Annotated in this window: 13 protein-coding genes and 1 riboswitch; of the genes, 8 read left to right on the top strand and 5 right to left on the bottom strand. The window is 51.1% G+C overall.

The features are described 5' to 3' along the window. Window positions 1-717: 717 nt before the first annotated feature. The 8 genes from cofG to PsAD13_RS14300 all read left to right on the top strand — a co-directional run bounded on the left by cofG (window position 718) and on the right by PsAD13_RS14300 (window position 8253). Complete coding sequence (gene cofG / locus PsAD13_RS14335) at window positions 718-1857, top strand: 7,8-didemethyl-8-hydroxy-5-deazariboflavin synthase CofG (protein WP_193776952.1); 1140 nt, start codon at window positions 718-720, stop codon at window positions 1855-1857. Continuing rightward, entirely contained in the window at window positions 1854-3128 is a 1275-nt protein-coding gene (gene cofH / locus PsAD13_RS14330; RefSeq protein ID WP_063318578.1) for a 5-amino-6-(D-ribitylamino)uracil--L-tyrosine 4-hydroxyphenyl transferase CofH, read from the top strand. Before cofG ends, cofH begins: the two co-directional genes overlap by 4 nt. After that, window positions 3125-4108 carry a 2-phospho-L-lactate transferase gene (cofD, locus tag PsAD13_RS14325; RefSeq protein WP_063318577.1) on the top strand — a complete coding sequence of 328 codons (984 nt, stop codon included), beginning with the start codon at window positions 3125-3127 and terminating at the stop codon, window positions 4106-4108. The genes cofH and cofD overlap by 4 nt, the downstream gene beginning before the upstream one ends. Next, the gene (gene cofC, locus PsAD13_RS14320; protein WP_063318576.1) at window positions 4105-4755 is read left to right on the top strand and encodes a 2-phospho-L-lactate guanylyltransferase; all 651 of its coding nucleotides are present in this window, start codon (window positions 4105-4107) and stop codon (window positions 4753-4755) included. The genes cofD and cofC overlap by 4 nt, the downstream gene beginning before the upstream one ends. Further along, complete coding sequence (cofE, locus tag PsAD13_RS14315; RefSeq protein WP_063318575.1) at window positions 4755-5525, top strand: coenzyme F420-0:L-glutamate ligase; 771 nt, start codon at window positions 4755-4757, stop codon at window positions 5523-5525. Before cofC ends, cofE begins: the two co-directional genes overlap by 1 nt. Next, window positions 5522-6190, top strand: coding sequence for an NADPH-dependent F420 reductase (gene npdG / locus PsAD13_RS14310; protein WP_063318574.1), 669 nt, complete (start codon window positions 5522-5524; stop codon window positions 6188-6190). The genes cofE and npdG overlap by 4 nt, the downstream gene beginning before the upstream one ends. 93 nt (window positions 6191-6283) lie before the next feature. Next, a complete protein-coding gene (locus PsAD13_RS14305; protein ID WP_063318573.1) occupies window positions 6284-7318 on the top strand; it encodes a TIGR03842 family LLM class F420-dependent oxidoreductase in 1035 nt (344 codons plus the stop codon). Window positions 7319-7623: 305 nt separating this feature from the next. Then, on the top strand, window positions 7624-8253 hold the full coding sequence (locus PsAD13_RS14300; protein WP_063304794.1) for a TetR family transcriptional regulator C-terminal domain-containing protein: 630 nt from the start codon (window positions 7624-7626) through the stop codon (window positions 8251-8253). A 12-nt stretch (window positions 8254-8265) separates the two neighbouring features. Here PsAD13_RS14300 and PsAD13_RS14295 read toward each other — a convergent pair whose 3' ends face one another. The 5 genes from PsAD13_RS14295 to PsAD13_RS14275 all read right to left on the bottom strand — a co-directional run bounded on the left by PsAD13_RS14295 (window position 8266) and on the right by PsAD13_RS14275 (window position 14309). Then, window positions 8266-9027 carry an ABC transporter ATP-binding protein gene (locus PsAD13_RS14295; RefSeq protein ID WP_063318572.1) on the bottom strand — a complete coding sequence of 254 codons (762 nt, stop codon included), beginning with the start codon at window positions 9025-9027 and terminating at the stop codon, window positions 8266-8268. Next, window positions 9027-10025, bottom strand: a complete 999-nt coding sequence (locus PsAD13_RS14290) for an iron ABC transporter permease (protein WP_063318571.1) — start codon at window positions 10023-10025, stop codon at window positions 9027-9029. Before PsAD13_RS14290 ends, PsAD13_RS14295 begins: the two co-directional genes overlap by 1 nt. After that, window positions 10022-10894 (bottom strand): ABC transporter substrate-binding protein, encoded by an 873-nt coding sequence (locus PsAD13_RS14285; protein ID WP_063291891.1) that lies wholly within the window; start codon window positions 10892-10894, stop codon window positions 10022-10024. The genes PsAD13_RS14290 and PsAD13_RS14285 overlap by 4 nt, the downstream gene beginning before the upstream one ends. Before the next feature lie 97 nt (window positions 10895-10991). Further along, entirely contained in the window at window positions 10992-12851 is a 1860-nt protein-coding gene (locus PsAD13_RS14280; RefSeq protein WP_063318570.1) for a TonB-dependent receptor, read from the bottom strand. Between the two features lie 175 nt (window positions 12852-13026). Beyond that, a riboswitch (cobalamin riboswitch) is annotated at window positions 13027-13240 on the bottom strand. A gap of 175 nt (window positions 13241-13415) precedes the next feature. Next, window positions 13416-14309: a DMT family transporter gene (locus PsAD13_RS14275; protein ID WP_063318569.1), complete on the bottom strand. Its 894-nt coding sequence runs from the start codon at window positions 14307-14309 to the stop codon at window positions 13416-13418. Window positions 14310-14446 lie beyond the last annotated feature (137 nt).

The raw sequence follows: 14446 nt of genomic DNA, 5'->3' as shown, positions 1-14446 counted from the left end.
GATGAGGACTTTCGCAGGATTCAAGCTGTATCTCTTTTTTTGACAGGACGGACGGATTGCAACCGCACATAAACAGGCTGCAGGCAAAATATGTCAAAAATTCAATCTACTAGATTTCCCGCAGGGTTATTTTTCCCATTTGGAACAGAGTAGGTATCGTATGCAGAGGTGGCCCCCTCATACAATAGCTTAGTTCAGCTTAAATCTTGGATATTCCCCTCCCAAAACTTTGGGTAAATTGGACCAAACAGTCAATTATCTGTCAACCCACCTTCAAAAATGGATCAATTTCACCAGCCGACTTCAAAATTTCTCCTGATATTCCAATAGGTAAAACACTTAGAGGCCCTCCCAAAACTGCGAGATAAGCGCGTCGCAGGTAAGAAAACTCCACAGCTTACTAAGTTTTTTTGATGTTTTTTTCTAAATCATCGGAATCAAAGTTTCCCCATCTACTTATCAAGGGAAACAACACACTGGAAAGGCGGATATTTATGCATGTACTGCTAAAATTTTGCACAAATAAGATTTTGATAGTTCAATATTGCAAAGCACCTTTACAAAAATCATTGCAAAATAAAGCTTTCCGTTGCTGAAACAGACCCTTAACATTGTTTGTTTTATTTGCATTGCAGCATATTTATTCTAGCCGAGAGATAATTCTCCCTTGACTAACTGTTAGTTGCAGATATTTTTTGACCGAGAGGTAAAAAAATTATGCTGACTGCTGACCAAGCGCGATACCTGGGGGAAGTGCAAGGCTCAGATCTTCGGGATCTGATGCAACAGGCTGCTACAGTAAAGCTTCAGTATTGGGGCAACACTGTCACCTACTCCCGTAAAGTTTTTGTACCACTGACAAACATGTGCAGGGATACATGTACGTATTGCACATTTGTCAAACACCCCAGTTCGCCCGAAGCCAACATCATGACACCGGAGCAAGTGATGCGTACGGCGCGTCAGGGTGAAGAGACCGGATGTAAGGAACTGCTGTTCAGCCTGGGTGAGAAACCCGAACTGCGCTACGAACAGGCGAAAGCAGCTCTGGCAACGCTTGGCTACAGTTCCATGGTCAGCTATCTGGCAGATGCTTGTGAGATGGTGCTGCGGGAAACAACTCTCCTGCCCCACGTGAATGCGGGTACGCTGAGCGATGAAGAGATTGATCAGCTGCGCCCCTTTGCCGCCTCCATGGGCATGATGCTGGAGACAACCAGTCGCCGATTGATGAAAGAAGGCCAACCGCATTACGGCTGTCCGGATAAGGCTCCTGTCCAGCGCCTGCGTACACTGGAACGTGCTGGACAAAAGAAGATCCCGTTTACCACCGGATTGCTGATCGGCATTGGCGAGACGTGGAAAGAGCGCATTGAAGCGCTGGAGGCTATCAATGAAAGCCACGCTCGCCACGGGCATATTCAGGAAGTGATTATCCAGAATTTCCAGCGCAAGCCGGGTATCGGAATGGAAAATCATCTGGAACCTTCGCTGGATGACATGCTGCGAACACTCGCCGTAGCCCGGTTGATCCTTTCGCCTGAGATCAGTCTTCAGGCACCACCGAACTTGAGTGAACGGCATATGGAATACCTGAGTGCGGGTATCAACGACTGGGGTGGCATTTCGCCGGTTACCATTGATTTCATCAACCCACAGCACCGCTGGCCGGTGATTGATGAGCTTGCTCATTCGACCCAGTTGGCAGGGCAGAAACTGGAAGAGCGCCTGACCGTCTATCCGAGTTATTTGCACGATAAAACCGAGTTTGTTGACCCTGCTGTGCTTTCAAAATCACAAGGGCTTTGGGAACAGATGGGTTCCTCTGCCTCGCTTCAGTCAGGAGGCACCCTATGACCCTTCACAATTTCCCGCAGCGCACCGGTGATACGCCAGAGTTTCGCAGTGTCAGCGCTCCCGTTCGTGATATTTTGGGCAAGGCGCTGGCTGGTAATGAGGTTTCTCAAGCTGAAGGCGAATGCCTGTTCCGGGCCACAGCAGAAGAGTTTCCAGCTATCGCCTATGTGGCGGATACCCTTCGTCAGCGGCGCAATGGTGATCGGGTGGGCTTTGTCGTTAACCGGAACATCAACTTCACCAATGTCTGCTACATGGGGTGCAAGTTCTGCGGGTTTGCCAAGCGAACCGAAGATCCGGGTGCTGAATGGCTGGTGCCTGAGCAAGTTGTTGCACGGGCACAAGAGGCCTGGGACCGAGGGGCGACTGAGGTCTGCATTCAGGGTGGACTACACCCGAAAATGGAAGGCACTTATTATCGTGAGCTCGTGTTGGCGATCAAAAAAGCGCTGCCGGACATGCACATCCATGCGTTTTCGCCGTTTGAGGTTTGGTATGGTGCGGCCAAGACCAAGCAGTCTTACACGGACTTTCTTCAGGACCTGAAGGATTGCGGGCTGGGTTCCCTGCCCGGCACAGCGGCTGAAATTCTGGACACAGATATTCGCCAGCAGCTGACCCGCAATAAGTTAAGCACTGAGAAGTGGGTAGAGATCATTAAAGCGGCCCACGAGGTTGGAATTCCCACCACCGCAACGATCATGTACGGCCATATAGATGGACCGGAGCATTGGGCGGCTCACATTGCCTTGCTGCGCGATATTCAAAAGGAAACCGGAGGCTTCACCGAACTGGTGCCCCTGAGCTTCGTGCACTCCGAGAGCCCGCTTTATACGGCGGATCCGAAAAACGTGCGCCCCGGCCCGACTGATCTGGAAGTACGCAAGATGCATGCAGTTTCGCGGATTATGCTGCATGGCTGGATCGACAACATTCAGGTTTCCTGGACCAAGCTTGGTGCAGAGTTTGCCTCTGATCTTTTGCAATGCGGTGTGAATGATCTGGGCGGCACTTTGATGAATGAGAGCATCTCCCGTTCTGCTGGCGCTGCTCATGGGCAGGAAATCACAGCCTATGAAATGTGCCAAGTCATTCAGGAAGCAGACAGAGAGCCTGTTCAGCGCAACACCATTTATGGCGTGATCAATGATTTTGCCGATGGATTGCCAGAACAACAGGCGCCTCTGATTGCCCGCGCACACTCCGGACTGCTGAACTTCCTGACTGAGGCTGATGGTGCGCCTGTACAAGCGATCGGAGGTGCTGGATGAGCTCAAACACACCTATCAAAGTTACTCTGATTGCCGGAGGGGTCGGCGGCGCCAAAATGGCGGAGGGCCTGTATCATCTGGAGAATGTGGAACTTTCCATCATCGGCAACATTGCAGATGATGAGGCTTTCCACGGTCTCTGGGTTTCGCCGGACATTGATACCCTCACCTACACACTGGCCGATGTGATTGATCGCCAGCAAGGTTGGGGTGTGGCGGATGAAAGCCACCGCGCGTTAGACACGCTATCAAAACTGGGTGACGATACATGGATGTCACTGGGAGACCGTGATTTTGGTCTGCACATCTACCGCACACACAGGCGTCGGCAGGGAGATCGCCCAACGCATATTGCACGTGATATCGCCAAGAGCTTTGGTCTTCAGTGCGAGATGATTTTGCCAACGGACGACATGGTTCAAACGCGTGTGAGAACGGAGGCTGGTTGGCTGAGTTTTCAGGAATACTTCGTCAAAGAGCGCTGTGCGCCTGAGGTTCGGGAACTGCACTACGATCATATTGAGGATGCACATGCGACCGAGGAAGCCCTGAACGCACTTGCGGAAGCAGACTTAATTGTGGTCGCGCCAAGCAACCCTCTCGTGAGTATTCTGCCAATCCTGAAAGTTCCCGGTATTCTGGAAGCAGTAAAGGCCTCGAAGGCTCCCAAGATTGGTGTTTCGCCGATCATCAATGGAGGGGTTGTGAAAGGCCCTGCGGATCGGATGCTATCTTCCCTTGGCTATGAAGCGTCAGCCTTTGGTGTTGCCCAGATCTATGCGGATTTTCTGGATTGCTTTGTGATTGACAACGCAGATGAGCAACATGTGACTGCCATCAATGGCCTTGGTCTGCGCACTTCTTTAGACACGATCCTCATGAAGACGCGCGATGATAAAGTGCGGCTAGCAGCGTCGCTGCTTGCCATTTCCGGTGTTGGCAGCGGGGATGCTTTCGAGGCTCAGGAGCTGAACACATGACGGAAACCGCAGTTAAAACGCTCGTTGTTGTTCCGGTAAAGGATTTTGCGAGAGCCAAGTCGCGTCTGGGACCGGATCTTGATGCCAATGAACGGGCCATCGTGGCTGCGAACTTGTTTGCGCAGACCATTGCTTTCCTGCAGGACGCGCAGGCACGCAGCAGCACGCCCTTTGACATCGCGGTGGTCACCAGTTCAACGACTATCGCAAGAACCGTGACTGATCATCGCCTTCACCTGATCTTAGAGGGACAGGAAGATGGACTGAACGCTGCGCTGACGACTGCTGCTCTTTGGGCAAAAGCGCATGATTACGAGACACTCTGCGTTTTACCTGCCGATATCGCAGCTCCTGACTTTGGTGAGTTTGAGCGACTTCTGGGCCTTGCGGGCTCTCCCAGTTCACTGGTTCTTTGCCCGGCGCATGACTACGGTACCAATGTGCTGATTGTAACGCCGCCGGATGCCATTTCGTTCACCTATGGCAGTTCATCCTTCCTGAAGCATCAGGCCCAGGCGGCAGAGCTTGGTTTGAACTGCGTGATCGCCCCGTCCTCCTCCTTTTCCAGAGATATCGATTACATGGAAGATTTGAGCGCACACCAGCCTCGGCTCCTTGAGAAACGTTCTGACCGGAGAGCTGTTTGATGCATACACTTTCTCTACATGCGATCCCGAACATTCCAGAGATCAATCCCGGTGATGATCTTGCTGCTATTTTGGGCGATGCCATTGAGGCAGCTGGGCTTTCTTTGCAAGACGGAGACGTCCTAACATCTGCGCATAAGATCTTTTCCAAGGCGGAAGGCCGCATTGTAAGACTGTCAGATGTCACTCCTTGTGAAGAGGCGCAGACCTATGCGGAAGAGCTGAACAAAGACCCGCGTAAAGTTGAGATCATCCTGCGGGAAAGCACTCGCGTGGTTCGTCATTTCAAGCGCCCAACACAGAATGAAGGGACGATGATTTGTGAGCACCGTCTGGGCTTCATTTCCGCCAATGCCGCAGTGGATGAATCCAATAGCGGCACAAATGAAACACTCATTTTGCTGCCTGAAGACCCGGATGCCAGTGCAGCGCGGATGCAGGCGGCGCTTTCCAAACGCTTTAACGCTGAGATCGGCTTTGCCATCACGGACACATTTGGACGGCCGTGGCGACTTGGCCAGGTGAACGTGGCTGTGGGCCTTGCCGGTGTTCCGGCAACAATCAAAGAACAAGGCAACTCGGATGCACATGGGCGTTTGCTCAGCGTGACCGAACCTGCCTTTGCAGATGAGTTAGCCGCTGCTTCCGGTCTGGTGATCAGCAAAGCCGGGCAGACACCTGTTGTGCTGTTCCGCGGACTGAACTGGACGCTGGAGACGAGCTCGGCACAGGATTTAATAAGATCGAAGAAGGAGGACATGTTCCGATGACATTAGCGATTATCGGAGGAACCGGGCCACAGGGTCAGGGGCTTGCACTCAGGTTTGCTCGCGCGGGCGTTTCCGTTGCGCTTGGCTCTCGTGATGCAGCTCGCGGCAAGGAAATTGCCGAGGAGTTGATGACCAAGCTCCCAGAAGGTTCTGCGCAGATCGACGGCATGGGCAATGAGGATGCAGTGGCAGCAGCGGGTGAGTGTGTGGTGCTTGCTGTGCCTTATGCAGCACACGATGCAACGCTTAATGCTTTGAAGCCGCACCTTGCTGGTAAGATCCTGATCGACATTGTTGTTCCGCTTGCGCCGGGTGACCCAAAGACCGTCGAAATGCCACCAGAAGGCTCTGCTACTGAGGCTGCACAAGCATTGCTTGGGCCAGACATTCCGGTTGTGGGCGCATTGCACAATGTTTCTGCCACGACTTTGAACAATCTGGATTGGCCGATCAACTGCGACATCCTCGTATGCGGTGACAGCCTTGCTGCCCGCAAGGTGGTGATGGAGCTGGTGAACAAGCTGGATGTGAAAACCTACAATAGCGGCAATGCAAAAGCAGCACGTTGCATTGAGGCGATCACCCCAATCCTCATTCGTCAGAACATTTCAAAAGCTGTGCCGTTTACACATGCGGGAATCCGCATCTGGGCACCGGATCACTAAGACTTTTTCGGGCGTATCCTTCTTCGAAAGCCAACTGCCGTTTTTCGAGGGTACGTTTTGAACAACACCTTACTATTTGTGGAGGAGAGACACATGGACTTTGGTATTTGCTTTAAAGGGTTTGTAGAACCAGAGCGCGCTAAGGCACTGGTTCGTCAGGCCGAAAATGCTGGTTTCAAGTATTGCTGGTTCTACGACAGTCACATTTTATGGCGTGAGAGCTTCGTTGCTATGGCAATGTGCATGGAACACACCAAAAACATGCGTTTTGGACCGTGCGTGACCAACCCGAACACCCGTGACTGGTCTCATGCAGCCAGCTTGTTTGGTTCGCTTGCCAAACAGTCCGGCGGTCGTTTTGATATTGGTCTGGGCCGCGGCGACAGTGCTGTGCGCGTGATGGGTAAAAAACCTGCCCCGCTGAAGCGTCTGGAAGAGTTCACTCACACTGTTAAAGCCCTGATCCGTGGGGAAGAAGCACAGTACGGTGAATGCCCTGAGCCAGTGAAGTTCCCATGGGCGGATGGTTATGAGCTCCCTGTCTGGGTTGCGGCTTATGGACCAAAGGCGCTGAGTTCAGCCGGCCGCGTAGGCGATGGCCTTATTCTTCAGATTGCGGAGCCTGGCATTTGTAAATGGCTTGGCGATCAGGCAGTTGCAGCTGGTGAAGAAGCTGGTCGTGACATGAGCAACTTCGGCATTATGGCAGCTGCTCCTGCTCACACCGGCACACTGGAAGAAGGCATTGAGAAGACCAAATGGTTCCCTGCTATGGTAGGTAACCACGTAGCGGATATCGTTGAGAAGTATGGATCAAACACCGATCAGGTGCCTGCATCTCTGACGTCTTACATAGAGAACCGTCGTGGTTATGACTACTCCAAGCACGGTCAGAGCGACAATCCGTTCCTCGACTTCATTACCGATGATATCGTTGAAAGCTTTGCGGTTCTCGGCCCACCTGAAAACCACATTGAAAAGCTGAACAAGCTTAAAGATGCGGGCATCACTCAGTTCAATATCTATCTGGACAGTGGTGACGAAGAGAAGATCATCGCAGATTACGGCGAAAAGATCATTCCGGCCTTTAACGCAGACAGCGCAAAAACACCGGAAGCTGTCAGCTAAGCAAACACGGGCCGGGTTCCATATGAGCCCGGCCTTTCTCTTTCCAGAGCAGGCTGTGTTCATGTGGATGCACGCATCAAGCTCTAACTCTTTATTTTTACGCGTATTCTTGTCCGAGAACCGGAACCACTTTTCGGGAATACGCTTTATTGCAGAAAAACAACAATTATTGGGTGAGCTGCCTCATCACGACTTTTCTACTAGTGTTTAGCTTGATATGAGCACTGTGTTTTCGTAGGTGCTAACCTACTCATATACCGAGCGGGTATTTTTAGGTTCGGTGCTTAAGAAATTTGGAAAAGAGTATGGCTAAGGCTTCTGAAGCAAAAGGCAAAACACGAATTCAGATGGAAAAGACTGAGAAGATCCTCGCAGCTGCGCTGGATGTGTTCTCAACCTATGGATTTCGTGGATCTACGATCGATCAGGTCGCTCAGCAAGCTGGTTTATCCAAGCCGAACCTTTTTTATTATTACGATAGCAAAGATGCCATTCACGCAGAGCTGATTGAACGGTTGCTGTACATCTGGCTTGATCCGCTGCATCAGCTCAATCCTGAAGGTGAACCCATTGAAGAGATTTGCGCGTATGTACGCCGCAAACTGGAGATGGCGCGGGATTACCCGCGGGAAAGCCGCCTGTTCGCCAATGAAATCTTGCAGGGTGCTCCGCGCATCAAATCTTTGATTGCCGGCCCCTTGAAGTCATTGGTGGATGAGAAGACAGTTGTTGTTCAAGGCTGGATGAATGAGGGCAAGATCGCCGAGACAGATCCCTACCACCTGCTGTTCTCAATCTGGTCCACGACCCAGCATTACGCTGACTTTGACAGTCAGGTGGAGACGTTGCTTCCGGCAAATAAGTCCAAGGACCGCTTCAAAGAGGCTGCGGCATACCTTGATCGTATGTTCCGCAAGAGCCTTGCACCCGAATAATCGAAGGTCTTTTTACAAACGTGTTGTGGGGGTGATCACAGGCCCCTGCTCTGTTTGCAGAATATGGGCTTTGACACGATAAACATCCTGCACGCGTTCTTCGGTCAACACGTCTTTTGGCGTGCCATACGCGACCAGCCTTCCTTCTTTTAGCATCGCGAGCCGCGTGCAAAGGCGCGCTGCGTATGTCCAGTCATGCAGGCTGACAAGCATGGACGTGCCTTGTTGTTGCAGCTTTTGAAAAATCTCCTGCAGCTCCAACTGGTGTTCCGGATCAAGTCCTGCCGTTGGCTCATCCGCAATGATCAGTGGTGTTTTCTGCATCAAGGCCCTGCCAAGCAGAGCACGTGCTTTTTCGCCGCCAGACACCTGTAAGATTGAAGCTTTTCTGATTGCTTCCAGCCCCAAACTTGCAATCGTTTCTTCCAATTCCACCTTGTGTTTGAGCGTCCGCACGGAGCCCCCAATAGCTTCACAGCCCAAAGCCAGAATGCGTTCTACAGACAAATCCCACGCAACGTCACGCTCCTGCGCCATGTAAGCAACATGCTTGGATAGCTGCTTGGCCGAGATGCTTTTGAGGAGCTGGTTGTCGTAGCTGATCTCTCCATAAGACAGGATTAATCCGACCATGGCTTTCATCAGTGTGGATTTGCCTGAGCCGTTGGGGCCGATCAAGCCAACGATCTCACCTTTACCAATCTCCAGATTGATTGAGGACAGGATGTTCTTGGGACCGTAGTTGACGGAAAGGTCTTTGAGTTGAAGCAGCATCAGATCAAAGCCCTGCGTTGTTTGATGATCAGCCAAAGGAAGAACGGCGCACCGACAATTGCCGTCAGCACTCCGAGCTTGAGGTTTGATTGTGGGCCGAACAGTTTCACTGTGATGTCTGCAAGCGTGAGCAAGCAAGCCCCTGCAATGGCACTTGGCAGCAGAAGGCGTTGCGGCTCTCCGCCCACCATTTTACGTAGCAGATGAGGGACAATCAGACCGATGAAACCGATTGTTCCAGTCACAGCTGTCACAGCACCAACACTGGCCGCGGTTCCCGCAATGGCGCAAAACCGCAGATGTGGTAGAGACACGCCCATGGTATGAGCAGTTTCCTCACCCAGAGACAACGCATTGAGGCCTTTGCCCGTGATGAGCAAGAGGCTCCAGCCGATCACGATGAACGGCGCAATGATGTAAAGGTGTTGCATGGACCGGTCGTTTAATGAACCCAGCATCCAGAACACGATTTCCATGGCTGCAAACGGGTTAGGCGACAGGTTGAGTGCCAATGACGTGAGCGCAGTCGCTATGCTTGAGATCGCAACGCCTGCAAGGATCAGTGTCAGCGTCTGCCCTCGCCCGCCTGCCAGCATGGGCAGCAAAACTGCTGCAATCGCTGCGCCGAGCAATGCAAACGCTGGCAGTGCGAAGGGCATGGTAATTGTCAGTCCTGTGTAAATAGCTATGACTGCGCCCAGACTTGCGGAGGAGCTGACGCCGATCAAACCAGGTTCCGCCAACGGATTGCGCAGGAGGCCCTGCAATACAGCACCGGACAGGCCTAGTGTTGCACCCGTGATTAAGCCCAGAAGGGCGCGCGGCACGCGGATTTCCCAAAAGACGATGGAAACGAGTGTTTTTTCTGCGGCGACTGCTGCTTTAATCAGCTGCATGAATGTTAAATCAGCAGCGCCGATCATGAGCGAGGTTACAAACAAGACAGCAGCGATCAGGCATAGTGTCATAATCAACGGAGCATCCGGATGCTTTGTCATTCGGCTTGCGCTCCTAATTTGGTGGCTTGGTTGGCCAGTTTACCAATAGCTTGCGTCACAAACGGCAGACCACAAATGGTGTATTTGTCTTCAACCATGACGCGGCCACTGTTGCCGAGTGTTCGCTTCAATGCCGGGTGAGCGAGGAGTTCAAAAGCCAGTGCTGGTTTATCTGAGAACTGAGTGCCCTCAACAAGCAACTGTGGGTCTTCGAGGATCAGCAGCTCCAGAGGCAGTTTACTTGTGCCCTTCAAGCCCAGATTATTGGCAATATTCTGCAGGCCTGCCGTTGTGATCAACTCATTGACGAGGCTACCATCTCCCGCCGTGTACCCATTGGCGTAGTAGACCCCTGCCCGTGCCTGTTCATCTGGCTGGACGTCGATTAACTGTTGGATTTCGGAGGTGAACTGCTGTGCAAGCGCTTCAGCTTGTTGTTCACGTCCCAATACCTTACCGAGACGTCGTAGCTCTTTGGCGATGTCTGAGATCGTGCGAACGGGCGGCACTTGAACCACCGTTATTCCGAGACCGCGCAGCATCTGGACTGTGGTTTGGTTTGTGTATGTCCCTGCGATCACCAGATCAGGGTTCATCAGATAGATTTCTTCCGCCCCGCCGAAGTTGACCGGATAGGCCTTTGCCTCTTTACTCATGACGGAGAGCGTTGGGTCAGATGCTAATTTGGAGACTGATACAAGTTGTTCTTTGCCCGCAAGTAGCATGGAAAACTGGTCGGTGCACAGGTTCATGGAGACAACTCGCCGGGGTGCCTCCGCCTCGCTCTGGTCCGCTCGTACAACAGCAGGACTGATTGCCAGAGCCATCAGAAACGCCATTTGCATGATCTTTTTGATCTTATTTCGCATTTCGACCTTTTGAAAGGCGTACAGACATTGGAAGGCAGCCCGAGCAGAGCCATCCCCTGCAAGATGCCGCTCAGCTTTCACCGAGCGGCATACTTAATCAGAAACTGGCAGTAAGACCAGCGTAAACGGAAAGACCCGGTGTCTGATAGCCGTTAATTAGCTCATAATCCTGATCTAATAGGTTCTCACCGCGAACATATAACTCTACCTCTTTGCTCACATCATATGAGGCTTTGGCACCTAACAGGAACACATCTTCCATAGCTACGATGTTGGGCCAATCAGATCCAAGATTTTCACCAAGATAGGTACCATTCACATTCAGCGAAATGTCGTCTGTAAAACCATAGTTCATTGCCACACTCAGATCATGAAGAGGAACATGAGCTAAACGTTCCTTATCTGGACCAACAGAGTAGGTGTATGTATAGCCTGCGGTCAAAACCAAGCGATCGGTTGGCTTATAACTAACTTCCAACTCTACACCTTGACTGCGCGACGTCCCTTTTATCTGATTATATTTGCTGATCGAATTATCATAATCAATCAAGTCGTCAGTCAAAATATTGAAATAAGTAGCGGAGGTTGAAAGCTGCCCATCCAGCCATTTCTTATCTACGCCGACATCGAAGCTAAGGCTTTCTTCTCGCTCAAGCTCATGATTGCCATAGCTAGGGTGATTAAGTTCGTAAAGCGAGGGAGCTCTAAACCCATTCCCAACACTGGTTCGAACTCTCAAATCTTCATTAATTTCATAAGAAGCAGTCAATCGTTTCGAAACAAAACTGCCAAATTCACTATGTTGATCAAAACGCACTGAACTAGCCAAATTCAACCCACTGAGTGGTTCAATCATAAGCTGAAGGAAAGCTCCACCAATGGAACTGCTGTCGTCGATCGGGTCATTTGTTTTTGAGAACTCTTGGGACCAATCTCCCCCAAAATTGAGCTTTGTCTTTTCGTTAACTTCGTACTCACCAAGGTAGTCGAATTTAACTCTCCTCCCCTCAAAAACAGATTTTTCTTTGGCCGCGTCTGCAAAATCCTGTTCACGCTTGATATCTGTAACCTGAACCGAAAAATCAGAATAAAACCGATCTTCAAACGCCAAGTAGTTCGCGCCTACCTTTACTGAAATCTGCCGATAATGCATGTCATCTTTGACGTTCGGCTTACCTGGGCTGTCAAGTTCAGTGGTCCCCTTGGTACCTCTTGCTGCAAAGTAAACGTTGAGATTCTCAGTTAGATCAAAGGAACCTTTTACTGTCAGCGTCGTATTTTCATAACCATCATCATCGGCTGCCTTACCTTTTGGTGAAACCGCACTAAACCCACTTGTACGAAAATGCTCGACACCTAACGCAATATCAGCACGATCTGATGCTCCTCGAACACCATATGAAACATTTTTTGTATCGTAAGAACCTACTTCAACTCGTGCAGATTGCTTAACTGTTCCTGCTGGAGCACGCTTAGATACAATATTGATTACCCCTGCAATCGCCTGTCCTCCATAAAGAGCACTTTGTGAGCCTTTGAGTATCTCAATACGTTCTACATCTGCGAGCAACATATGCTGAAACGCTGTCGAAGGTTGCCCACGTGTTGGGTCTGTTAGATCCAAACCATCAACCAGAACTTTAATGTACCTACCATTTTGACCTCTCATGCGAAGAGTAGACAGTGTACCGGCTCCGCCATTCTGAGTGAGAGAGATGCCCGGGAGCTGCGCGAGGTAATTCTGAACAAACGTAGCGCCGTCATTCTTTAGGTCTTCTTCGGTGACAACGTGGGTAGTGGAGCCGACTTTGCCGGCTTCGGTTTCCGTTCTGTTGGCGATGACAATGATTTCATCGAGCTCGGTCTCGTTTGCGGATGAGATAACTGTTGAGCTGAAGAGAGCTGAGAGAGCTACACCAGATTTGAGGGTAGCTGCGATCCAAGATGTGTTACGCACGAGTTTGGTCCATCATTCACAGCATCCATGATGGATGCCATGCTGTTGATTGCATTGTGCGTCTTTGAAGAAATCTGGTTCTAACCTTTTGAAATAAAGTCAGATTCATTGCCGCTCAGACGCACTGTGAATGTCACCTGAACGGAATACCGCCCCTTAGCACGCCCCGTGCCGTGGGTGAGTGACTGCATCTGGCAGGTCTCCTGGCTTGCGCGTCCTTACTGTTGCTCCGCCTTCCCAACACTGCTTTAAACAGCTGCGTCAGTGGCATGTGTGAGCAACAACTCTACGCTTACAGTTGCGGGGGCAGCCACGGCTTTTCCAATCGGACCGTGTTCCCTTTTCATTTTTATCTAATCGACAAAAATACCAAATGCCCGGCTATTGATCAGATTTCAGGGGCTTTCGTCAACTGGCTGAATAGCGAACTTGATAAAATTCGACCAATTGCCTGCAAAACTCACAGAAATTGCTGATGCGGCCACACTACCAGATCTTGCGGTGCGGCCACTTGAGGTCGCACCTGCTTGTGGTACTTAGGCAGCATGGTTGCATATCGTCTGTTTAACTCATGAAAATCAAAGCACAGCCGAGAATGACGAGGAGTGCACCAATCCATGCCCCAATGGCAGGAAACTCTTTGGTTTGCCACCACAGGACAGGCAGCATCATCGCTGGAGTGGTTGCAGACAGGGTAGAAACGATGCCCACCTCTCCGCCACTCAGCGCATAGAGGATCAACGTCATGCCGATACCCATGCCAAGCATGCCGGACAAGGAGGCCAGTGCGACAATCTCTTTGTTGATTGGGTTCGCCAGTCTGAAAGGACGGCCCGGCAGGTAAAAGAGCACCAGCAAACCAAAGGCTGCAATGGTGCAGCGCATAAGCGAGATGGCGACGGGATCTGCTCCACTTTCCATAACGGGACGAATGATGATTGACCCGACTGATTGGGAAAGTGCGGCCAACGTGCCAAAGAGGACACCAATGGCAACAGGACCTCTAATCGCCTCCCATTTATGAAGCTGGTCTTTGCGCTTTCCAAACGCAATGGCGAGGATAACGCCGACCAGAACGAATGAGATACCAACAAGTGCCTGAAATGACAGTTCCTCTGACAGAAACAGCCAACCAAGAAGCGCTGACATGGGTGCGTTCATGGAAAACAGGATGGCTGTGCGGCGCGGCCCCATACGATTGAGCGTGAGGAACAACAAAGTGTCCCCCATGAAGATGCCGACAAAGCCAGAGAGAAAGATGAGAGAAGCGTGGCTTGAATCAACCGTATTCCATGTGCCTGTTGCAATGACATAGATACCCAGAAACACCACAACAAACCACATACGCACACAGTTGAAGCCAATGGCTCCAAGGTGTGCTGCAGGCTTTGCTGAAATGAGACCACCAATAGCCCAGGTGGCAGCGGCACCGAGCGCGGCAACTTCAAATAAAAACATGGGGTGACCTAACCGACGAAACTACGGCACGGCGCAGTTTGTTTATAAAAGCCAACCAGCTCTACTGCTCTTGGATTTGCCGCGCAAGCGCAGTCTGGTGAATTTTAGAACAGACCAACAGCTATTCAGGCAATAAT

It is taken from the genome of Pseudovibrio sp. Ad13 (genome assembly GCF_001623225.1).
GTDB lineage: Bacteria > Pseudomonadota > Alphaproteobacteria > Rhizobiales > Stappiaceae > Pseudovibrio.
Note: the sequence above shows the minus strand (reverse complement) of the source record. Positions and strands in the feature narration are given on the sequence as shown.

What these genes read in the sequence shown, in the direction of transcription:
- cofG (WP_193776952.1), top strand. Translation starts at nt 718, where the DNA reads ATGCTGACTGCTGACCAAGCGCGATACCTGGGGGAAGTGCAAGGCTCA.
- cofH (WP_063318578.1), top strand. Translation starts at nt 1,854, where the DNA reads ATGACCCTTCACAATTTCCCGCAGCGCACCGGTGATACGCCAGAGTTT.
- cofD (WP_063318577.1), top strand. Translation starts at nt 3,125, where the DNA reads ATGAGCTCAAACACACCTATCAAAGTTACTCTGATTGCCGGAGGGGTC.
- cofC (WP_063318576.1), top strand. Translation starts at nt 4,105, where the DNA reads ATGACGGAAACCGCAGTTAAAACGCTCGTTGTTGTTCCGGTAAAGGAT.
- cofE (WP_063318575.1), top strand. Translation starts at nt 4,755, where the DNA reads ATGCATACACTTTCTCTACATGCGATCCCGAACATTCCAGAGATCAAT.
- npdG (WP_063318574.1), top strand. Translation starts at nt 5,522, where the DNA reads ATGACATTAGCGATTATCGGAGGAACCGGGCCACAGGGTCAGGGGCTT.
- PsAD13_RS14305 (WP_063318573.1), top strand. Translation starts at nt 6,284, where the DNA reads ATGGACTTTGGTATTTGCTTTAAAGGGTTTGTAGAACCAGAGCGCGCT.
- PsAD13_RS14300 (WP_063304794.1), top strand. Translation starts at nt 7,624, where the DNA reads ATGGCTAAGGCTTCTGAAGCAAAAGGCAAAACACGAATTCAGATGGAA.
- PsAD13_RS14295 (WP_063318572.1), bottom strand. Translation starts at nt 9,027, where the DNA reads ATGCTGCTTCAACTCAAAGACCTTTCCGTCAACTACGGTCCCAAGAAC.
- PsAD13_RS14290 (WP_063318571.1), bottom strand. Translation starts at nt 10,025, where the DNA reads ATGACAAAGCATCCGGATGCTCCGTTGATTATGACACTATGCCTGATC.
- PsAD13_RS14285 (WP_063291891.1), bottom strand. Translation starts at nt 10,894, where the DNA reads ATGCGAAATAAGATCAAAAAGATCATGCAAATGGCGTTTCTGATGGCT.
- PsAD13_RS14275 (WP_063318569.1), bottom strand. Translation starts at nt 14,309, where the DNA reads ATGTTTTTATTTGAAGTTGCCGCGCTCGGTGCCGCTGCCACCTGGGCT.